We start from the raw sequence: 20,278 nt of genomic DNA on the forward strand, positions 1-20,278 counted from the left end.
GTCGGCTCCGGGATTGTCGGGGGCATGGGGTAGACCGGGGACGTGGACACCACCGATACCACCCCAGACCTCCGGACCCGCGCGGAAGCCCTGCTCCGCGCGCTCGCCGGAGACAACGCAGCCCTCCGAGAGGACCAGTGGACCGCCATCGAGGCACTGGTCGCGCACCACCGGCGCGCGCTCGTCGTGCAACGCACCGGCTGGGGAAAGTCGGCCGTGTACTTCCTGGCGACCGCGCTGCTGCGGGAACGGGGAGCGGGGCCGACGGTCATCGTGTCGCCGCTGCTCGCCCTGATGCGCAACCAGATCTCCGCCGCCGCCCGGGCGGGGATCCACGCGGCCACCATCAACTCGGCGAACGCGCAGGAGTGGGACCAGGTCCAGGCGTCGGTGGCCGCGGGCGAGGTGGACGTGCTGCTGGTCAGTCCGGAACGGCTCAACAACCCGGACTTCCGCGACAGCGTGCTGCCGAAGCTGACCGCCAGCGCCGGCCTGCTGGTGGTGGACGAGGCGCACTGCATTTCCGACTGGGGCCACGACTTCCGGCCGGACTACCGGCGGCTGCGCACGCTGCTGGGCGACCTGCCCGACGGCGTGCCGGTGCTGGCCACCACCGCGACCGCGAACGACCGGGTGGCCACGGACGTCGCGGAGCAGCTCGGCATCGGCGGCGAGACGGACACGCTCGTCCTGCGCGGTCCGCTCGACCGGGAAAGCCTGCGGCTGGCCGTGGCCGAACTGCCCAGCGACGAGGCCCGGCTGGCCTGGCTGGCCGAGCACCTGGCGGAGCTGCCGGGGTCGGGCATCATCTACACGCTCACCGTCGCCGCCGCGCACGACGTCGCCGCGCTGCTGTCCGACCGCGGTTATCCGGTGGCCGCCTACACCGGGAAGACCGATCCGGCCGACCGCCAGGCCGCGGAGGACGACCTGCTGGAGAACCGGGTCAAGGCGCTGGTCGCGACGTCGGCGCTCGGGATGGGGTTCGACAAGCCGGACCTCGGGTTCGTGGTGCACCTGGGCGCGCCGTCGTCGCCGATCGCCTACTACCAGCAGGTCGGCCGCGCCGGTCGTGGCGTCGAGCGGGCCGAGGTGGTGCTGCTGCCCGGACGGGAGGACAAGGCGATCTGGGCGTACTTCGGGTCGCTGGCGTTCCCGGACGAGCTGCGCGTCACGCAGGTGCTCAACGCGCTCGCCTACTCCGACCGTCCACTTTCGACAGCCGCGCTGGAACCGTCGGTCGAGCTTTCCCGGTCGCGGCTGGAGATGGTGCTGAAAGTGCTCGATGTGGACGGTGCGGTGCGCCGGGTGCGCGGCGGCTGGGAAAGCACCGGGCAGCCGTGGGAGTACGACCGGGAACGGTACGAACGCGTCGGCGTCGCGCGGGTGGCCGAGCAGGAGGCGATGCTCGGGTACATCCGCACTGCCGGGTGCCGGATGGAGTATCTGCGGCGGCAGCTCGACGATCCGGAGGCAGTGCCGTGCGGCCGGTGCGACAACTGCACCGGGGAGCACTGGAGCACCGCGGTGTCCGAGGAAGTCGCGGGTGCGACGCGGGAACGGCTGGACCGGCCCGGGGTCTCGGTGGCTCCGCGCAAACAGTGGCCGAGCGGGATGAAGGGGCTCGACGTGCCGCTGTCGGGCCGGATCGCCGCCGGTGAACAGGCCGAGCCGGGACAGGTGCTGGGGCGGCTCACGGACGTGGGCTGGGGCGGCCGGCTGCGCGAGTTGCTCGGCCCGGGCGCGACGGACGCCGAGGTCCCCGACTCGGTTTTCGACGCGTGCGTGAAGGTGCTCGCGGGGTGGCAGTGGGCGCAACGTCCGGTGGCGGTGGTGGCGATCCCGTCGGCGACGCGGCCGCAACTGGTGGACAGCCTCGCGCTGCGGCTGGCGGCGATCGGGCGGCTGGACTACCTGGGAGAGTTGTCGTCGGCCGGACCGCCGCCGCGGCAAGCGAACAGCGCGCAGCGGCTGGCCGATCTGTGGCGGAGGCTGAGTCTGCCCGACGACGTGGCGGCGAGTGTCGCGCAGACGAGCGGACCGGTGCTGCTGGTGGACGACCTGATCGACACCGGCTGGACGATGACGCTGGGAGCGCGACTGCTGCGCCGGGCCGGGGCGGAGGGGGTGTTGCCGTTCGCGTTGGCGAGCACTGCTTGAGGTGCGGTGGGATCTTGGTGGCTGGGCGGGATCGGCTTGAGGTCGGCAGGGCCTGGGTGGCCCGGGCGGGGCAGGGACAAGCATCCGCCTAGCAGCCCGACGGCCAGGCTCAGCCGGAGCAGCGGGCGCGTTTGCGCCGCCGCGCTGTCTCCGCACGGCGAGTGCTCGCCGTGCTGCCTCATCTCCTGCGGTAGCCCCGCACCAGCAACCATTCGCGCCGTCACCTCCCCGCATGGCAATCGTCGGCGTGCCAGCCCCGCCTCGCCGCGCGGCGGCAGGCCACGCCGCCACCCGCACCTCCCTGCACGCCAACCGTTCCCGTCCGCCCACGCCGACCCGCGCGGCAACCGTCCGAGCCGACGCCTGCGCCGCTGCATGATCCCCCTTCGGCAACAGCGTTCCCGCGTCACAGACCGCAGTGGGACATGCACCAACTGCCATCCTTAGCCGAGATCTACCGATTTCCGGGCATTTCTGGCAAAGTCCCGTTCCACTCGTGCGGACGTGTGGACGTGTGGAGGTTGCCCGATGGCCGGTCCTACGACCGAAGGCGTCGCCCGGCATCGGTTGCCGGTGCGGAAGTTGTTCGCTGCCAGTGCGGGCAACGCGCTCGAGTGGTTCGACTGGACGATCTACGCGACCTTCAGCATCTACTTCGCCGGCGCGTTCTTCCCGCCTGGCAACGAAACGCTCGCGTTGATCAACACGTTCGCCACGTACGCGCTCGCGTTCTTCTTCCGGCCGCTCGGCGGCGTGCTGCTCGGGCGGTTCGCCGACGTGCACGGGCGCAAGCCCGCCATGCTGCTCACCATTTCGCTGATGGCGGGCGGGTCGGTCGCGATCGGCGTGCTTCCGACGTTCGCGCAGGTCGGGTGGCTGGCCCCGATTCTGCTGCTGCTCGCGCGGATCGCGCAGGGGCTTTCGCTCGGCGGGGAAGTGTCGAACGCTTCCGCGTACCTCGGCGAGGTCGCGCCCAAGGAGCGGCGCGGTCGGTATTCCTCGTTCTTCTACATCTCCACCGGGTCCGCGGTGCTCATCGCGACGGTGCTCGGGTTCGTGCTCGCCCGCACGATGGACAAGGCGCACCTCGCCTCGTTCGGCTGGCGGATTCCGTTCCTGCTCGGCGGGGTGCTCGGGCTGGTCGGGCTGTGGTTGCGGCGCAGTCTCGAAGAAACCGAGCTGTACCACGAGAAAAAGGACACCGCGCGGCGCGTCCAGCGGCCGCTGCTCACCACCGTCACCCAGCATCCGCGGGCGGTCGGGCAGCTCATCGGGTTCTCGATGCTCTCGACGCTCTGCTACTACACCTTCTTCAGCGCCCTCACGTCCTTCGCGGTCAAGGGGCGCGGCGCGAACGACGTCGACACCTTCCTCGCGCTTTCCATCGCGACCGCCCTCTTCGTCGTCCTCCAGTATCCGATGGGGGCGCTCGCCGACCGGCGCGGGCGGCGGCCTCAGCTTCTGGTCTGGTCCGGGGCCACCGCGCTGGTGATCGTGCCGCTTTCCTACCTGGTGCGGCCCGGGTTCGGGAATCTGCTCATCGTGTTCTGCGTCGGCCTCGCGCTCTACACCGCGATGACCTCGCTGGCACCGGCGATCATGAGCGAACTCTTCCCCACCGAACTCCGCGGGCTCGGCATCGGCGCTTGGTACAACCTGACCGTCGCCGTGTTCGGCGGGACCGCGCCGCTCGTGCTCAGCGCGCTGTCCGCGGCGGGCGCTGCCACTGCCTTCTTCTGGTACGTCGCCGTCGCGGCGGCGATCGCGTTCTTCGTGATCCTCCGGATGCCCGAAACGAAGGGCAGCGAACTGCGGTAAACCCGCTCGCGCGCGGTCGGTAGGCTTCACCGATCGACTACGCGAAGGAGGGACACCGTGCGCAAGCCCGAGGTTAGTGAGGAACTGGCCCGACGCGTGGTGGCCTCGCTCCGCCGCGCGTTCGACGTCGACCTCGACCCGTCCGCGGCGCTCATCGCGGTGTCCACTCGCGACGGTGTCGACTACCAGTGCAACCTGGCGATGAGCCTCGGCAAACGGCTCGGCAAACCGCCGCGCGAGGTCGCGGCCGGGATCGTCGAGAACCTGGAGCTGGACGGCGTCGCCGACCGGCCCGAGATCGCCGGGCCCGGATTCCTGAACTTCGTGCTGCGCCGCGAATGGCTCGAGCAGCGCGTGGCCGAGCAAGCGAAAGACGACCGGCTCGGGGTCGCCGAGACTGAGCAGCCGCGCCGGGTCGCGCTCGACTACAGCAGTCCCAACGTCGCCAAGGAAATGCACGTCGGGCACGTGCGCTCCACGGTGATCGGCGACGCGATCAGCAGGCTGCTGCGCTTCGTCGGGCACGAGGTGCTGCCGCACAACCACCTGGGCGACTGGGGCACTCCGTTCGGCATGCTCATCGAGCACCACCTGGACGAACCGTCGGGCGACCGCAGCGACCTCAACGCGTTCTACCAGGCCGCGCGCCGGAAGTTCGACGCCGACGAGGCCTTCGCGACCCGCTCCCGCGAGCGCGTCGTGAAGCTCCAGAGCGGCGACGCGGACACGCTCGCCTTCTGGCAGGAACTCGTCGACGAGTCGACACGGCACTTCAACGCGGCCTACCGCCAGCTCGGCATCACGCTCACCGACGACGACATCTACGGCGAAAGCTTCTACAACCCGTACCTGGGCGAGGTCGTCGACGAACTCGAAGCCGACGGGCTCACCGAGATCAGCGACGGCGCGGTCTGCGTGTTCCCCGAAGGCTTCGCCAACCGCGAAGGCGACCGGCTCCCGCTGATCGTCCGCAAGCGCGACGGCGGCTACGGCTACGCGGCCACCGACCTCGCCACGATCCGGTACTGGACCGCCGAACGCGGCGCGACCGACCTGCTGTACGTCGTCGGCGCCCCGCAGGCACAGCATTTCGCGATGATCTTCGCGGTGGCCCGCGCGGCCGGATGGCTCGACGGCGTGCACGCCGAGCACATCGGGTTCGGCTCGATCCTCGGCGCGGACGGCAAGGTGATGCGCACTCGCGCCGGCGAGACGATCAAGCTCTCCAGCCTGCTCGACGAAGCGGTGGCGCAAGCCGCGGAAATCGTTGCCGAGCGCAGTGAACTCGGCAAGGAAGAGCAGCAGGAAGTCGCGCGCGCGGTCGGGATCGGCGCGGTGAAGTACGCCGACCTCTCCAGCGACCGCGAACGCGACTACGTGTTCGACTGGGACCGCATGCTCGCCAAGGACGGCAACACGTCCGTCTACCTGCAGTACGCGCACGCGCGGATCGAGTCGATCCTCGCGAAGGCAGGCGAAACCGTCGAAGACGCGCCAATCCTGCTTGAAGAACCAGCAGAACGTGCGCTCGCGCTTACGCTGCTTCGGTTCAGCGAAGCGATCAGCGCGGCGACGTCCGCGTACGCGCCGCACAAGCTCTGTACGTACCTGTACGAAACCGCGGTCACGTTCTCGCGCTTCTACGAACAGTGCCCGGTGCTGACCGCCGAAACACCGGAGCTGCGCGCTTCGCGGGTACAGCTGGCCACGCTCACGTCGCGCACGCTGGTCCAGGGTCTGGCGCTGCTCGGCATCGAAGCCCCGCGTCGCCTCTGAATCACCGTCCGAGCTGTCCGATGTGGACGAGCGCCATCAACGTGTCGGCGACCTCGTCCACCGCTTTCCCCCGCGCGGCGGACGGCAGTTCACCGCACCACGTCGGCGCCTGGCTCATCGCGGCGTGCATGCACTGCAGCACGGTGTCGACGCTGGTGACGGTGAACTCGCCGCTCGCCAAGCCTTCTTCGATCAGTGCGCGGAAAAGCGCGTCGTGGCGCAGGCGGAGTTCCTTGATGCGTTCACGTTGCGCGCTCGGCCATTCGCGCGGCATCAGGAACAGCCGCAGCGCCGCCGGATAGTCGTTGACCGCGATCGTGACGTGCTCGTGGATCAGCGCGCGCAGCCGGACTTCGGGGGTGCCTTCGGTGCGGTCGAGCAGGTGCTCCAGCCGGGCCGTCCACTCGTCGCCGAGCGTTTCGATCGCTGCCGTGCCTAGCTCGTCCTTGCTGGAGAAGTAGTAGTACAGCGAGCCCTTCGTGACGTCGAGGCGTTCGGCGACGTGCTCCAGGCTCACCGCGTCGTAGCCGCGCTCGCCGAACAGCTCGGCCGCCGCCGTCAGGATCTCCTGGATCCGCTTGCCCCGTTTGCGCCGCACGCGCTCGGACGGCGGTTTCACCGCGCCCATCCTGCTCCTCCCGGTTCTCCGCTGTCCCGAAAGCCTACCGGTTGACCTTGAGTTCAACTCTTGACTCTACAGTCAAATTTTGTCACGGTGGTCAGACGACAGATGGGAGCGGACGATGGAGTTCGAGGACATCCGGTACGAGATCGACGGCCCGGCCGCGGTGATCACGATCGACCGGCCGGAGCGCTACAACGCCTTCCGCGGGAAGACGGTCGACGAGCTGATCAAGGCGTTCCGCGCGGCGTGGGCGGACAAGCACGTGCAGGCGGTGATCCTCACCGGCGCGGGCGAGAAGGCGTTCTGCACCGGCGGCGACGTCAAGCAGCGCGCGGAGACCGGCGACTACGGGCCGACCGAGAGCGGGATGTTCGAGATCGGCAACCTGCACAAGCTCATCCGCGACCTCCCGAAACCGGTGATCGCCGCGGTCAACGGGGTCGCGGTCGGCGGCGGGCACGTGCTGCACGTCCTGTGCGACGTCACGATCGCCAGCGAAACCGCGCGCTTCGGCCAGGCCGGTCCGCGAGTCGGCTCGTTCGACGCCGGGTTCGGCTCGGCGTATCTCGCGCGGGTCGTCGGTGAGAAGAAGGCCCGCGAGATCTGGTTCTTCTGCCGCCAGTACGACGCGGCCGAGGCCGAGCGGATGGGCCTGGTCAACGCCGTCGTCCCGCCCGGCGAGCTGCTCAAGACCGCCAAGGCGTGGGCCGATGACACTGCCGCACTAAGCCCGACCGCACTGCGGTTTCTCAAGCAGTCCTTCAACGCGGACACCGACCACCAGGCCGGACTGTCCAATTTGGCCATGTCCGCGCTCGACCTGTTCACCGCTTCGCCGGAGGGCCTGGAAGGCGCGCAAGCGTTTGCGGAGAAGCGCAAGCCGGACTTCGTCTCGCACGTGAACTGGCACTGACCATGGACTTCACGTTCACCGACGACGAAGACGCCTACCGGCACGAATTGCGCCGGTTCGCGACGAAAGTCCTTGCGCCGCATTACCAATCCGACGACAAAGCGGCGAAGCTGCGGCCCCAGCTGGTCGCGGACCTGGCGTCGATGGGCCTGACCGGCCTGCGCATCCCGGAGCGGCACGGCGGGCAGGAGGCCAGCGCCGTCGTCGCCGGGATGGCAGCCGAGGAAGTCGCGCGCGGCGATTTCAACGCGTCGTATTTCATCATCGTCAACGCACTGGTCAGCGACATCCTCACCCGCAACGCGACCGAGGAGCAGCAGGCGGCGTGGCTGCCGCCGATCGCGTCCGGCGAGGTCGTGCCCGCGTTCTGCATCACCGAACCCGGGCACGGCACCGACGCCGCGAAGCTGGAGATGAAGGCCGAACCGGACGGCGACGGCTGGCGGCTCACCGGCGAGAAAACGTCGATCACCCTGGGCATGTCGGCCGACGTCGCGCTCGTGCTCGCCCGCACCGGCGGCCCCGGCGCGCGCGGCGTCAGCGCGTTCTGGGTCGAACTGGACGACGCGTACGTCTCGCGGGCGACGTTCGACGATCTCGGCAGCCGGGCGATCGGCCGGGCCTCGCTGCACTTCGACGGGCTGCCTGTCCCCAAAGACGCGTTGGTCGGCGGAGAAGGCCAAGGGTTCGTCTCGGTGATGCAGGGCTTCGACTACTCGCGCGCGATCATCGGACTCGCTTGCCTTGGCGCAGCACAGGTTTCACTCGACGAGGCGCTGCAATGGTCTCGCGACCGCGAGGCGTTCGGCAGTCCGATCGGCACTTTCCAAGGTGTCGCGTTCCCGCTTGCCGAGCAGGCCACCTACCTGTGCGGAGCGCGGCATATTTGCTACGAAGCGTTGTGGCGCAAGGATAACGACGTCGAGCACAGCACCGAGGCGGCGATGGCGAAGTTCTGGGCACCGAAGCTCGCCGCGGAGACCATCCACCAGTGCCTGCTCACGTTCGGGCACCTCGGGTACTCCAGCGAAAGCCCCGTCGGGCAGCGGCTTCGCGACGTGATCGGCCTCGAAATCGGCGACGGCACCGCGCAGGTGTCGAAGCTCGTCATCGCGCGCAACCTGCTCGGCCGCGCCTACGCCCCCTAGTGCCGCCTCATCCCCACCACCCACCCTCAATCGAGGCGCTTCGCGCCGCTGGAGGCATTGTGTTGAAAGACAAAGTCATCATCGTCACCGGCGCTGGCCAGGGCATCGGCCGCGGCATCGCCGAGAAGCTGGCCGCCGAGGGCGCGACCGTCGTGGTCAGCGACATCAACGAGACCACCGCGAAGGAAACCGCGGCCGCGATCGGCGGAGTCGGCGTGAAGACCGACGTCACCTCGCCCGAATCCGTCGCCAACGCGGTCGAGCAGGTCCGCGCGCAGTTCGGCCGGATCGACGTGCTGGTCAACAACGCCGGCTGGGACAAGGCGGGCCCGTTCGTGGAGTCCGATCGCGCCGATTGGGACCGCGTCGTGCAGATCAATCTCTACGGCGTGCTCAACACCTGCCGCGAGGTCTTGCCGGTGATGGTCGAGCAGGGCTTCGGGTCCGTGGTCAACATCGCGTCCGACGCCGGTCGCGTCGGTTCGTCGGGCGAGGCGGTGTACTCGGCGGCGAAGGGCGGCATCATCGCGTTCACGAAGTCGATCGCCCGGGAACTGGCACGCAACGCGGTGAACGCCAACGCCGTCTGTCCCGGTCCGGCCGACACCGAACTGTTCGCTTCCCTCGGCGGCGACAACCCGAAACTACGCGAAGCACTGACGAAAGCCATCCCGTTCCGGCGGCTCGCGCAGCCGTCCGACATCGCGAACGTGGTCGCCTTCCTGGCCTCCGACGAGGCTGCCTACGTCACCGGCCAGACCGTCAGCGTCAGCGGCGGCCTCACCATGAGCTGACCCGGAGCCCGCCATGCCGTTCGCGACGATCCTCAACGACGAGACGATCGAGGCCCACACCCGCGCCGGGTACTGGGTGAACCGCACCATCACCGACTACCTCGACGACGCCGCGGCGGCCACGCCGGACAAGACCGCGTTCGTCGATTCGCAGCGCAGCATCACCTTCGGTCAGCTCAAAGAGGAGGTCGACCGTTGCGCGCTCGGGCTGCTGGAGCTGGGCGTCCGGTCCGGCGACGTCGTGTCTTTCCAGCTGCCGAACCGGATCGAATGGATCATCGTGCATTATGCGGCGAGCAGGATCGGCGCGGTCAGCAATCCGCTCATCCCGATCTACCGGGACCGCGAGGTCGGCTTCATGGTGGCGCTCGCGAAGTCAAAAGTCCTGGTGGTGCCGCAGGAATTCCGCGGTTTCGACTATCCGGCGATGGCGCAGCGGCTCCGTCCACAGTGGCCGGATCTAGAGCACGTGCTGGTGGTCGGTTCGTCCTGGGAAGAGTTCGCCGCAACGCCTTGGGAAGAACGGCGGGAGCTGCCGTCGTGGCGGCCCGACCCCAACGATGTCACGCTGCTGATCTTCACTTCCGGTACCACCGGCGAGCCCAAGGGCGTGATGCACACGCACAACACCGCGATCGCCGCGAACAACCCGCTCCCCGACCGGCTCGGCATCACTTCCGACAGCGTCCTGCACATGGCGTCGACGCTCGCACACCTCACCGGTTTCCTTTACGGTGCACGGCTCGGCGTGCAAAATGGTGCGACCTGCGTGTTGCAGGACGTGTGGGATGCCGCCCGATTCGTGGAACTGGTCGCCGAGCACGGCATCACCTACACCTCCGCCGCCACGCCGTTCCTGCACGACCTGTTGTCCGCGCCGAACCTCGCCGAGCACGATCTCAAGTCCCTGCAACGGTTCTGCTGCATGGGTGCGCCGATCCCCCGGGCGCTCGTGCGGGAGGCGCGGCGGAAACTGCCCGGTCTCGTCGTGCTCGGCGGATGGGGGCAGAGCGAGGACGCGCTGGTCACGCTCGGCATCCCGGGCGATCCGGACGACAAGCTGATCGACACCGACGGCTACCCGTGGCCTGGGATGCGGATCCGGATCGTCGATGCGGACGGAACCGAAGTGCCGCCGGGCACCGAAGGCCGCCTGCAGGTCGCCGGGCCGTTCCTGTTCGTCGGCTACGCGGAACGACTCGAGCTGGCCCGGGAGAGTTTCACCGGCGACTGGTTCGACACCGGCGATCTCGCGGCCATCGACGCCGACGGCTACCTCCGCATCGCGGGCCGCACCAAGGACGTGATCATCCGCGGTGGCGAGAACATCCCGGTCGCGTATGTGGAGAACGTCCTCTATGAACACCCGGACGTCGAGGCCGTCGCCGTGGTCGCGGTCCCCGATCCGCGGCTGCAGGAACGCGCGTGCGCCTGCCTCGTGCTCAAGCCTGGCGCGTACCTGGACCTGGAGAAGCTGCGCGGCTTTCTCGCGGAGAAGGGCGTCGCCAAGCAGTACTGGCCGGAGCGCGTGGAGCTGTTTCCGGAACTCCCCCGGACCGCCAGCGGCAAAATCCAGAAGTTCCAGCTCCGCTCGCTGGTGGAAAAGCCGAATGGGACCGGTCCCCGGCCGCTTCCGTAGCTTCGGGCGCGAGAGAGGGGAGAATCTCGTGTCCCGCAACGATCCCGACTTCGCCCGCGCCCTCGCGCTGGTCGACGAAGCGCTGTCCCGCCTGCGCGGCCCGATCCGGCGCGAACGACGGCGGCTGCGCTGGGAACAATGGCGCAGGCGGCCGTACTACCGTTTCGAACCAGATGGCAAGAAACCGCAGCTCGTGCACCTGGCCGGACTCCGCGTCACTCCACTGTGGACGACCGTCGGCACCGGGGTCGCCGACGTCGACACGCGCTACCCGGTGAGCGCCCGCCGCCGGTTCACGGTCGGGTGGCGCTGGCTCGTGCGGCACGACTACGACGAGTTCCGCGTGCCGATCTCACTGGTCGCCGATGCCAGTGGCCAGGCCGTGCTGATCGCGCCGGGAGGCCGGACGTTCACCGCGGACGTGACCGGCTGGCAAGCCTTGGCCGCGCTTCTGTACACGGAGTACGCCATGCCGCCGGGTGGGCGTTGGTACGGGGCGGGGTGAGGTCAGCTGCGCAGCTTCCGCCCCGGCGTCGTGCAGGAACAGCCGGGTCTGGGGTCGGCGAGTCCGCCGATGTCGCTGCCCCGGGCCGCGCTTACCGGGAGGATTCGGGGTCAGAATTGGTTGTCGAGTAATACGCGGAGCAGCCTGCTCGCGTCGCCCGACACTTCGCTGGGTCCTAGCGGCGCAGCGGAACGAGGTCGTCGGCGTGGACGACCTCCCGGCGATGCTCCACCGGAACCTCATGGCTCGAACGTCCGATCAGCGCGGGCAACTCCCCCGCGTCGAATCCGACCACACCGCGCGCCACCGGGACATCCGCGGAATCCACCAGGTCGACCACATCACCGGCCTCGAAATCGCCGTCCAGGCCGGTGATTCCCGCCGCCAGCAGCGACCGGCGGCGCAGGATTGCCTGCACCGCACCGTCGTCCAGGTGGAGGCGGCCGGAGGTGTCGGCGGCGTACCCGAGCCAGAAGCGGCGGGCGGACAGGCGGGTGTCGGCGGGGGCGAATGCGGTGCCGACGTTCGCGGCGCGCAAGGCGTCCTCGGCGTCGGCGGCAGCGGCCAGCAGCACCGGGATTCCGGCGCCGGCCGCGGTGCGGGCGGCGGAGAGTTTCGAGACCATGCCGCCGGTGCCCAGGCCCGAGGACGACATTCCGACCGCGATGCCCTCCACATCGGACTCGCCGTGCACCTCGGTGATCTTGCGGGTCGCGCCGTCGCGCGGGTCGCCGTCGTACAGACCGTCCACATCGGACAGCAGGACGAGTGCGTCGGCGCCGACGAGGTGCGCCACCAAAGCAGCGAGCCGGTCGTTGTCGCCGAAGCGGATCTCTTGTGTGGCAACGGTGTCGTTCTCGTTCACGACCGGCACCGCGCCGAGCGCGAGCAGCCGGGAGAACGTGCGCTGCGCGTTGCGGTAGTGCGAGCGGCGGACGACGTCGTCCGAGGTGAGCAGCACCTGGCCGACGGTCAGGGAGTAGCGGCCGAACGATTCCGCGTACGCGTGCGCCAGCGCGAGCTGTCCGACGCTCGCCGCGGCCTGCTGCGTGGCCAGGTCCCCCGGACGCTTGCCCAGCTTCAACGGCGCGAGCCCGGCACCGATCGCGCCCGAGGACACGAGGACGATCTGCGCGTCACGGGCGACACGGTCCGCGATGGCGTCGACAAGAGCGTCGAGGCGAGCGACGTCGAGGCCGCTGCCCGCCGTGGTCAGCGCCGAGGAACCGACCTTCACGACCAGCCGGCGAGCTTCCGCGATCTCCTGCCGCGTGCCGCTCACCGGTCGCGCTCCGCCTGCTCCTCGTCGTCCCACACGTCGTCCAGTTCGGAGTCGACGGACGGCGTGGTTTCCTCTTCGACCAGGTCCTCGTCCTCGCCGACGCCGTCGCGGCGGATCCGGCGGGCTTCCTTGCGCTCGGACGCGCCGACGCGATCGGTGCGCTCCAGCCGGACATCCGTGCCGCGACCCGACAGGTGCACTGCGACGCCGGGAGTGGAGGGCTGCCATTCGAACTGGATGTCGCCGATGGTCACCGGGCTGCCCGGCCGCGCGCCGTTCTTCGCGAGCGCTTCTTCGACGCCGAGCCGGTTGAGCCGGTCCGCGAGGTAGCCGACGGCCTCGTCGTTGGAGAAGTTCGTCTGCCGGATCCACCGTTCCGGACGCGAGCCGCGGACGATGAATCCGCCCTCTTCCTCCGGATCGCGTTCGACGGTGAACCCGCTGTCGTCGATCGCGAGCGGGTGCAGCACGATCTTTTCCGGCTCCAGCACCGGCTGCGCCTCGCGGTAGGCCTCGACGACCTCCGCCAGCGCGAAGCTCAGCTCCTTCAAGCCCTTGCGCGAGGCGGTGGACACCTCGAACACGCGCAGCCCGCGAGCCTCCAGCTCCGGACGCACGAACTCGGCCAGTTCGGCCGCTTCCGGGATGTCGATCTTGTTCAGCACCACCACGCGCGGACGTTCCTCGAGCTTGCCGCCCAGCCCCGGCGTGTAGCGGGCCAGCTCCTCCTCGAGAGCGTCCACATCGGACAGCGGATCGCGGCCCGGCTCCAGCGTCGCGCAGTCGACCACGTGCACCAGCACGGCGCAGCGTTCGATGTGGCGCAGGAAGTCCAGTCCCAAGCCGCGGCCCTCGGACGCGCCCGGGATCAGGCCCGGCACGTCGGCCATCGTGAACACCGACGAACCGGCGGTGATGACGCCGAGGTTCGGCACCAGCGTCGTGAACGGGTAGTCGGCGATCTTCGGCTTCGCCGCGGACAGCACGGAGATCAGCGACGACTTGCCCGCGGACGGGAAGCCGAGCAGGCCGACGTCGGCGACCGAACGCAGTTCCAGCACGAGGTTGCGGCTCTCGCCCGGCTCGCCGAGCAGCGCGAACCCGGGCGCCTTGCGGGCCTTCGACGACAGCGCGGCGTTGCCGAGCCCGCCGCGGCCGCCCTGCGCGGCGATGAACCGGGTGCCGGGGTTGGTGAGGTCGGCGACGAGTTCGCCGTCCTCGGTGAACACCACGGTGCCCGGCGGGACCTTCATCTCGAGGCCCTCGCCGGCGGCTCCGTTGCGGTTGCTGCCCATGCCCATTTTGCCGTTGCCGGCGCGGGCGTGCGGGCGGAAATGGAAGTCGAGGAGGGTGTGCACGTTGGCGTCGACGATCAAGGTGACGTCACCGCCGTTGCCGCCGTTGCCGCCGTCCGGGCCGCCGAGCGGCTTGAACTTCTCGCGGTGCACCGAGGCACAGCCGTTTCCCCCGTCCCCCGCGGTCAGATGGATGACCGCGCGGTCCACGAACCGGGACGCCATGGGCTTGCCTCACTTCACGTGCGAAAAAAGTATCCGGACAAAAACGAACGAGGGGTGGCACCGGAGTATTCCGGCCCCACCCCTCGTTCGGAGGTTCTTATGCGACGAAGCCGAGGATCAGGCTTCGGCCGGCACGATGTTGACCGTCTTGCGGCCGCGCTTCGAGCCGAACTCGACCGCACCGGCGGCGAGCGCGAACAGCGTGTCGTCGCCGCCACGGCCGACGTTCACGCCGGGGTGGAACTTGGTGCCCCGCTGGCGGATCAGGATCTCGCCCGCGTTCACCTCCTGGCCGCCGAAGCGCTTCACGCCCAGTCGCTGGGCGTTCGAATCACGACCGTTGCGGGAGCTGGACGCACCCTTCTTGTGAGCCATCGCTCAAGCCCCTTCCAGAAAAGTTTCAGTCTCGAAAGTTCGAAGAACTACTTGGAGATGCCGGTGACCTCGACGCGGGTCAGCTTCTGCCGGTGACCCTGGCGCTTGTGGTAGCCGGTCTTGTTCTTGAACTTGTGGATCCGGATCTTCGGACCCTTGGTCTGCTCGACGACCTTGCCGATGACCGAGACCTTCGCCAACGCGTCGGCGTCCGTGGTGACCTCGCCACCGTCCACGAACAGCACGGCGGGGAAGGTGTGCTCGGTGCCCGGCTCGCCCTCGAGCTTCTCGACCTCGACGACGTCGCCGACGGCCACCTTGTACTGCTTGCCGCCGGTCTTGACGATCGCGTACGCCGACACGGATGTCTCCTGCATTGCTCGACAATGGGTTAGGGGGCTGGCGCGGCCGGCCCGCCCGAAGACGGTCCAGGTGCTCGCGCAGCAACTCATGCTTGCGATGAGCCGTACTACAGGTTACGGGAGGCCCCGGGCGCTGCTGCACCCGGGGTACCCGTGGTGGATCAACTCTGGTCCGAAGCCTTCACCGGCGGCCCTGCCGGACGCGAAGCGGCGCGGCGCGGACGGCGCCGGGTGCTCCGCCCGGCCGGGGCCGGAACGTCGACCTCGGGTTCTTCTCCCGCGTCCGCCTCGGCGGCCTCGGGCTGCTTGGTTTCCGCCTCCGGCGCGGCCTGACCGGCCGCGGGCTCCGGCTGCCGGACGGCGGCCGGGGCCTCCGTCTTGTTCTCGGCCTTCTCCGGCTTTTCGGCCTTCTCGGTCACCGTGTCCTGTTCGGACGCCTTGACCGGGTCCTGCGCCTTCGCCTCGACGGCGTCCGCCGAGTCTTCCGGACCGTGGTGCTCGTGCTTCGCCTTGGACGCGTTGGCCATGGCCTGCACCGCCGACACCACGGACTCGCGCTGCACCGGGGTCGCGGCCGGGGCGACCGGCTCCGGCTTGGGCTCGTGGTGCTGTTCCTCGCCCTTGCCGCGGCCGCGGGAGCGCCGGGAACTCTTGGTGTCGCCGCCGTGGCTGTGGCCGTTGGCGCCGTTGTGCCCGTTCCCGTTGCCGCCGCCCGCGGTGCGCTGCGGTTCGGTGGACACGACGACACCGCGGCCCTTGCAGTGCTCGCACGGCGTGGAGAACGCCTCGAGCAGCCCGGTGCCGATCTTCTTGCGCGTCATCTGCACCAGGCCCAGCGACGTGACCTCGGCCACCTGGTGGCGCGTGCGGTCGCGGCCGAGGCATTCGGTGAGCCTGCGCAGCACCAGTTCGCGGTTGGACTCGAGCACCATGTCGATGAAGTCGATGACGATGATGCCGCCGATGTCCCGCAGCCGCAGCTGGCGGACGATCTCCTCCGCCGACTCCAGGTTGTTGCGGGTCACCGTCTCCTCGAGGTTGCCGCCCGAGCCGGTGAACTTGCCGGTGTTGACGTCGATGACGGTCATCGCCTCGGTGCGGTCGATGACCAGGTAGCCGCCCGAGGGCAGCCAGACCTTGCGGTCGAGCGCCTTGGTGATCTGCTCGTCGATCCGGTGGTCGGCGAAGGCGTCGCCGGTGCCGGTGTAGCGCTTGAGCCGGTCGGCGAGGTCGGGCGCGACGTGCTGCACGTAGTCGTTGATGGTGTCCCACGGCCTGCTGCCCTGGACCTCCAGCTTGGCGAAGTCCTCGGTGAAGAGGTCGCGCACGACCTTGACGAGCAGGTCCGGCTCTTCGTAGAGCATGGTCGGCGCGCTGCCCTTCTTGCCGGAAGCGGCGGCGGCCTTCTCCTTGATGACGTCCCACTGCGCCTTGAGGCGGTCGACGTCGCGGCCCAGTTCCTCCTCGCCGATGCCCTCCGACGCGGTGCGGATGATGACGCCCGCGTCCTCCGGGACGATCCGCTTGAGGATGTCCTTGAGCCTGCGCCGCTCGTTCTCCGGCAGCTTGCGGGAAATGCCGGTGGCCCCGCCGGCGGGGACGTAGACGAGGAAGCGGCCGGGCAGCGAGATCTGCGTGGTCAGCCGGGCGCCCTTGTGCCCGACCGGGTCCTTGGTGACCTGCACCAGGACGCTGTCGCCGGTGGACAGCGCCTGCTCGATCTTGCGCGCCTTGCCCTCCAGCCCGGCCGAATCCCAGTCGACCTCGCCGGCGTAGAGCACGGCGTTGCGGCCGCGGCCGATGTCGATGAACGCGGCCTCCATGCTGGGCAGCACGTTCTGGACGCGGCCGAGGTAGACGTTGCCGACGATCGAGCCGGTGCTCGACGACGTCAGGAAGTGCTCGACCAGCACGCCGTCCTCGAGCACGGCGATCTGCGTGGAGTCGCCCTTCTCGGAGACGACCATGGTGCGCTCGACCGACTCGCGGCGGGCCAGGAACTCGGCCTCGGACAGGATCGGGGCGCGGCGGCGGCCCGCCTCGCGGCCGTCGCGGCGGCGCTGGCGCTTGGCCTCCAGCCGCGTGGAGCCGCGGACGCTGCGCACCTCGTCGCGCGCCGGGCGCTCGGTCTCGGCGGCCTTGGCCTGGCGCACGTGCGTGACGGTGTTGGGCGGGTCGTCGCCGGTCGCCTCGGCCGCGTCGTCGTCCCCGCCCTTGCGACGGCGGCGACGGCGGCGGCGCTTGGTGCCGCCCTCGGAGTCGGCGTCGTCGTCGGACTCCGCTTCGGCCTCGCCCGCCTCGTCCGCCTTCTCGGGCTTGTCCTTGCCGTCCTTGGTGTCCCTGCCGTCCTTGGTGTCTTTGGCGTCTTTCGCGTCCTTGACCGGCAGGTCTTCGGAGGTTTCGTCCTCGTTCTCGGACTGGGCCTCGTCGCCGCCCTTGCCCCGGCCGCGGCCGCGACGGCCGCGACGGCGCCGGCGACGGCTGTTCGCGTCGTCGCCGTCCTCGTCGGAACGCTCGTCGCGGGCCTCGTCGGAGGTTTCTTCCTCGGCGGTGTCAGCGGCGCGCTCGGTCCGTCCGGGGCGCTCGGGGCGCTCGGTCTGCGTGGGAGCTTCGCCGACGCCGAACAACGGCTCGGGCTTGGTGCGCGTCTTCTGCGCGGGCTCGGGCGGCAAGAAGACCGGCGAGGGCGCGGCGAAGACCGGCACGTGCACGGGGCCGCGGGCCGGGGTCGCCTGCTCGGTTTCCTGCTGCTCGGCCGGGATCGCGGGCGCGACGGCCCGGCGGGCGCGCCGGGTGCGGCTGCGGGCGGGCTTCTCGCCGGAATCCTGCGCGGACTCCTGCCCGGCGGCTTCCTGGCCGGTTTCCTCGGCGGAAAACTGGCGGGCCGGGGCGGCGGCTTCCGGGGAAGTGCCCTGCTCGGCGGCGGTGCCCTGTGCCGGGGCGGGCTCCGAAGCGGCAGTTCCGGCGGAGGCGGCGTCCTGAGCGGATTCCGCCGGGGCAGCCTCGGGCTGGTTGCCCGCGCCGTCCCGGGCTTCCGCGCTGGCCTGCTCGGCGTCGCTTCCGGCGACGGCCGCGGCGGTGGCTTCCTGGGCGGCCTCGGCGGTCGCGCCCTGCGCCGCCGCGGCGGCGGCCTTCGGAGCGGTGGCGTCGGCGGCCTCGCCGGACTCGGCACCGGCCTCCGCGTCGAGGATCACCGCCACGCGGTGCGCGACCTCCTTGGTCACGCTCGACTGGGCGCTGCGGGGGCTCTCCCCCAGCTCGGCGAGCTTGCCGAGCAGGTCGCGGCTGCTCAGGCCGAGCAGCTTGGCCAGCGCGTGCACGCGGATGCGCGGCGGCAGCTCGCCCAGCCTGCTGGTCGTGGGTGCGACGGTGTTCCCGCCGGTCTGATCGGCGGGTGTGTCCGCGTTCGACATATGTCTCCTCCGCCCCCGGGCGCGTCAGCCGGTTCGCACCGGTGCTGACGCGGCCGCGCAGGGGCCCTTTCTGTTCCGTGCCCGCCGTGGTGGTGACCAGCGGCGGGAATCCTGCTGGCAGCCGTGCGGTCCGCCGGGTCGGCGGCCGCTCGGTTCCTGGTCTGCTCGGCGGGGTGCCGGCCTGCTCGCGACCCCCGGGCCACCCGCCACGACATCGACCTTGGCCCGGCCTCCCGGGGGCGACGCGCGTGGTGCCGGTCCGGCACTCCTCCGGGCCGCTCACGACGCGAGCGGGATGCCCGTCGGCGCAGCGGCCAACGCGAGTATCCCACACCCGGGGGGACACCCGGTGTAGTCGGTGCCCCGCGGCAGGCGCCCGGGCGTGCCGCGATCATGCACCCGGGCGAACTTCGGCGCTTCGCTTGTCGCGCCGGGCCCGGGGTGGTTAGCGTGCGGGCTCGGGCGCTCGCGCGGGCGCCCGGCATAGCTCCGCGCGCGGTGGGAGGTCCGGTGTCTGTGCTGGCGCGGCGCCTGCGGGCGGCCGTGTGCTCCCTCCTGGTCCTCTCCGGCTGCGTCGCGGTCTCCCCCGCCGCCGTCGCGAGTCCCGGATGCTCCTCCGGCGGCCGGGCGGTGCGCTACGTCGTCGCCTTCGACCGCGGCACCCCGGAATCTTCCGCCCGCCAGCAGACGAGCGCCGGCTGCGGGCAGGTCGTCGGCTACTACCCGCAGATTTCCGTGGCGGTCGTCACGTCATCCGATCGGGCGTTCGCGGACCGCCTCGGCCCGGACCGGACGTTCAGCGCGCAAGCCACCCGGACCGCCGCCGAGCAACCGGGCGCCGCCGCGCGGCCCGCGCGAGCCGCGCTCCCGCTCAGCGACCCGGCCCGAGTCCCCGCCGCGGACCTGTCCTCGCAGCAGTGGGACATGAACCTGATCGGCGCTCCGGCCGCGCACCAGGTGACCGGCGGCAGCCGCTCGGTGGTCGTCGGCGTCCTGGACTCCGGCGTCGACCCGAAGCACCCCGACCTCGCCGCCGCGATGGACCCGGACGATTCGGCGGGCTGTCTCACCGGCGTCCCGGACCCGAGCCCGGCCGCGTGGCAGCCGACGACCTCCGGGCACGGCACGCACGTCGCGGGCATCATCGCCGCGGCCGACGACGGCAAGGGCGTCACCGGGGTCGCGCCGGGCGTGCGGATCGCGTCGGTGAAGGTCATCGACGACCGCGGTTACGCCGATCCCGAGGCCGCGGTCTGCGGGATCATGTGGTCGGCGGCGCGGCACCTGCCGATCGCCAACAGCAGCTGGTTCGTGAATCCGTGGTCCCTGTCCTGCGTGCGCGGAAACGACCGCGGCGTGGTGCACGAGGTGCTGGCGCGCGCCGTCGAATACGCGACCTCGCAGGGCACTTTGAACGTCGCCGCCGCGACCAACGAGGCGGTCGACCTCACGCCGTCGGCCCGTTCGGGTTCGCCTTCGGCCGCCGGGAAGTGCGAAGCGTTGCCGGCCGGGCTGCGGGACGTGGTGACGGCGTCGGCGATCAGCCCGGACCGAGTGAAGTCGGGCTACAGCTCTTACGGGCTCGGTGTGGTCGATGTCACTGCCCCGGGCGGCGACGACGACCGGTGCGTGGTTTCGACCGTTCCGGGCGGGTACGCGCCGATGTGCGGGACGTCGATGGCCGCGCCGCACGTCGCCGGGGTGCTGGCGTTGCTCAAGTCGGTGCATCCCGCGTGGTCGGCCGCTGAGCTGCGCCGCGCGCTCGACTCCCGTGCGACGCCGATGCCGTGCCCGGACAACTACGACCTGACCGGTGACGGCGTGCAGGACGCCTACTGCGCCGGTTACGACGGATACAACGGCTTCTACGGCCACGGCCTCGTCGACGCCCGGTCCGCGGTGGCGCCCGCGGAGACCGGACTGCCCAGCCCGGCCCGTTGACTGGGCT

15 protein-coding genes are annotated in these 20,278 nt (G+C 70.4%); 9 read left to right on the forward strand and 6 right to left on the reverse strand.

Annotation, left to right across the window (positions count from 1 at the left end):
* Window positions 1-42: 42 nt before the first annotated feature.
* From D0D37_RS11265 to argS, 3 genes are all read left to right on the forward strand, one after another.
* Window positions 43-2,160 carry a RecQ family ATP-dependent DNA helicase gene (locus D0D37_RS11265; RefSeq protein ID WP_116200460.1) on the forward strand — a complete coding sequence of 706 codons (2,118 nt, stop codon included), beginning with the start codon at window positions 43-45 and terminating at the stop codon, window positions 2,158-2,160.
* Between the two features lie 528 nt (window positions 2,161-2,688).
* Window positions 2,689-3,978, forward strand: a complete 1,290-nt coding sequence (locus D0D37_RS11270; protein WP_116200461.1) for an MFS transporter — start codon at window positions 2,689-2,691, stop codon at window positions 3,976-3,978.
* A gap of 57 nt (window positions 3,979-4,035) precedes the next feature.
* Window positions 4,036-5,754, forward strand: coding sequence for an arginine--tRNA ligase (gene argS, locus D0D37_RS11275; RefSeq protein WP_116200462.1), 1,719 nt, complete (start codon window positions 4,036-4,038; stop codon window positions 5,752-5,754).
* 1 nt (window position 5,755) lies between these two features.
* On the opposite strand, the gene D0D37_RS11280 is transcribed toward argS, so the two are convergent.
* Complete coding sequence (locus D0D37_RS11280; RefSeq protein ID WP_116200463.1) at window positions 5,756-6,382, reverse strand: TetR/AcrR family transcriptional regulator; 627 nt, start codon at window positions 6,380-6,382, stop codon at window positions 5,756-5,758.
* A 115-nt stretch (window positions 6,383-6,497) separates the two neighbouring features.
* Here D0D37_RS11280 and D0D37_RS11285 point away from each other — a divergent pair, with 115 nt between their 5' ends.
* Genes D0D37_RS11285 through D0D37_RS11305 form a run of 5 tightly spaced genes read left to right on the forward strand, consistent with a single transcriptional unit; the run spans window position 6,498 to window position 11,378 of the window.
* Entirely contained in the window at window positions 6,498-7,292 is a 795-nt protein-coding gene (locus D0D37_RS11285; protein ID WP_116200464.1) for an enoyl-CoA hydratase-related protein, read from the forward strand.
* A 2-nt stretch (window positions 7,293-7,294) separates the two neighbouring features.
* A complete protein-coding gene (locus D0D37_RS11290; protein WP_116200465.1) occupies window positions 7,295-8,440 on the forward strand; it encodes an acyl-CoA dehydrogenase family protein in 1,146 nt (381 codons plus the stop codon).
* 59 nt (window positions 8,441-8,499) lie between these two features.
* Entirely contained in the window at window positions 8,500-9,234 is a 735-nt protein-coding gene (locus D0D37_RS11295) for an SDR family NAD(P)-dependent oxidoreductase (RefSeq protein ID WP_116200466.1), read from the forward strand.
* A gap of 13 nt (window positions 9,235-9,247) precedes the next feature.
* Window positions 9,248-10,873: an AMP-binding protein gene (locus D0D37_RS11300; RefSeq protein WP_116200467.1), complete on the forward strand. Its 1,626-nt coding sequence runs from the start codon at window positions 9,248-9,250 to the stop codon at window positions 10,871-10,873.
* A 28-nt stretch (window positions 10,874-10,901) separates the two neighbouring features.
* Window positions 10,902-11,378, forward strand: a complete 477-nt coding sequence (locus tag D0D37_RS11305; protein ID WP_116200468.1) for a hypothetical protein — start codon at window positions 10,902-10,904, stop codon at window positions 11,376-11,378.
* A 175-nt stretch (window positions 11,379-11,553) separates the two neighbouring features.
* Here the strand turns inward: D0D37_RS11305 and proB are convergent, their stop codons facing one another.
* The 5 genes from proB to D0D37_RS11330 form a co-directional block, all read right to left on the reverse strand.
* A complete protein-coding gene (gene proB, locus D0D37_RS11310) occupies window positions 11,554-12,660 on the reverse strand; it encodes a glutamate 5-kinase (protein WP_116200469.1) in 1,107 nt (368 codons plus the stop codon).
* Window positions 12,657-14,180 carry a GTPase ObgE gene (gene obgE, locus D0D37_RS11315; RefSeq protein WP_116200470.1) on the reverse strand — a complete coding sequence of 508 codons (1,524 nt, stop codon included), beginning with the start codon at window positions 14,178-14,180 and terminating at the stop codon, window positions 12,657-12,659. Before obgE ends, proB begins: the two co-directional genes overlap by 4 nt.
* A gap of 117 nt (window positions 14,181-14,297) precedes the next feature.
* Window positions 14,298-14,555, reverse strand: coding sequence for a 50S ribosomal protein L27 (gene rpmA / locus D0D37_RS11320; protein WP_116200471.1), 258 nt, complete (start codon window positions 14,553-14,555; stop codon window positions 14,298-14,300).
* A 47-nt stretch (window positions 14,556-14,602) separates the two neighbouring features.
* Window positions 14,603-14,917, reverse strand: coding sequence for a 50S ribosomal protein L21 (gene rplU / locus D0D37_RS11325; RefSeq protein WP_037813760.1), 315 nt, complete (start codon window positions 14,915-14,917; stop codon window positions 14,603-14,605).
* Between the two features lie 161 nt (window positions 14,918-15,078).
* Window positions 15,079-18,330: a translation initiation factor IF-2 N-terminal domain-containing protein gene (locus tag D0D37_RS11330; protein WP_116200472.1), complete on the reverse strand. Its 3,252-nt coding sequence runs from the start codon at window positions 18,328-18,330 to the stop codon at window positions 15,079-15,081.
* A gap of 510 nt (window positions 18,331-18,840) precedes the next feature.
* Between D0D37_RS11330 and D0D37_RS11335 the strand changes: the two genes are divergently transcribed.
* Window positions 18,841-20,271: a S8 family peptidase gene (locus D0D37_RS11335; RefSeq protein ID WP_116200473.1), complete on the forward strand. Its 1,431-nt coding sequence runs from the start codon at window positions 18,841-18,843 to the stop codon at window positions 20,269-20,271.
* The last annotated feature ends 7 nt before the right edge of the window (window positions 20,272-20,278 follow it).

Source organism: Amycolatopsis circi (assembly GCF_003385235.1).
In the GTDB taxonomy this organism is placed as follows: domain Bacteria; phylum Actinomycetota; class Actinomycetes; order Mycobacteriales; family Pseudonocardiaceae; genus Amycolatopsis; species Amycolatopsis circi.

Coding starts and splice junctions, on each gene's coding strand:
- obgE (WP_116200470.1), bottom strand. CDS start 14,180: ATGGCGTCCCGGTTCGTGGACCGCGCGGTCATCCATCTGACCGCGGGG.
- D0D37_RS11300 (WP_116200467.1), top strand. CDS start 9,248: ATGCCGTTCGCGACGATCCTCAACGACGAGACGATCGAGGCCCACACC.
- D0D37_RS11285 (WP_116200464.1), top strand. CDS start 6,498: ATGGAGTTCGAGGACATCCGGTACGAGATCGACGGCCCGGCCGCGGTG.
- D0D37_RS11280 (WP_116200463.1), bottom strand. CDS start 6,382: ATGGGCGCGGTGAAACCGCCGTCCGAGCGCGTGCGGCGCAAACGGGGC.
- D0D37_RS11270 (WP_116200461.1), top strand. CDS start 2,689: ATGGCCGGTCCTACGACCGAAGGCGTCGCCCGGCATCGGTTGCCGGTG.
- rpmA (WP_116200471.1), bottom strand. CDS start 14,555: ATGGCTCACAAGAAGGGTGCGTCCAGCTCCCGCAACGGTCGTGATTCG.
- D0D37_RS11290 (WP_116200465.1), top strand. CDS start 7,295: ATGGACTTCACGTTCACCGACGACGAAGACGCCTACCGGCACGAATTG.
- D0D37_RS11330 (WP_116200472.1), bottom strand. CDS start 18,330: ATGTCGAACGCGGACACACCCGCCGATCAGACCGGCGGGAACACCGTC.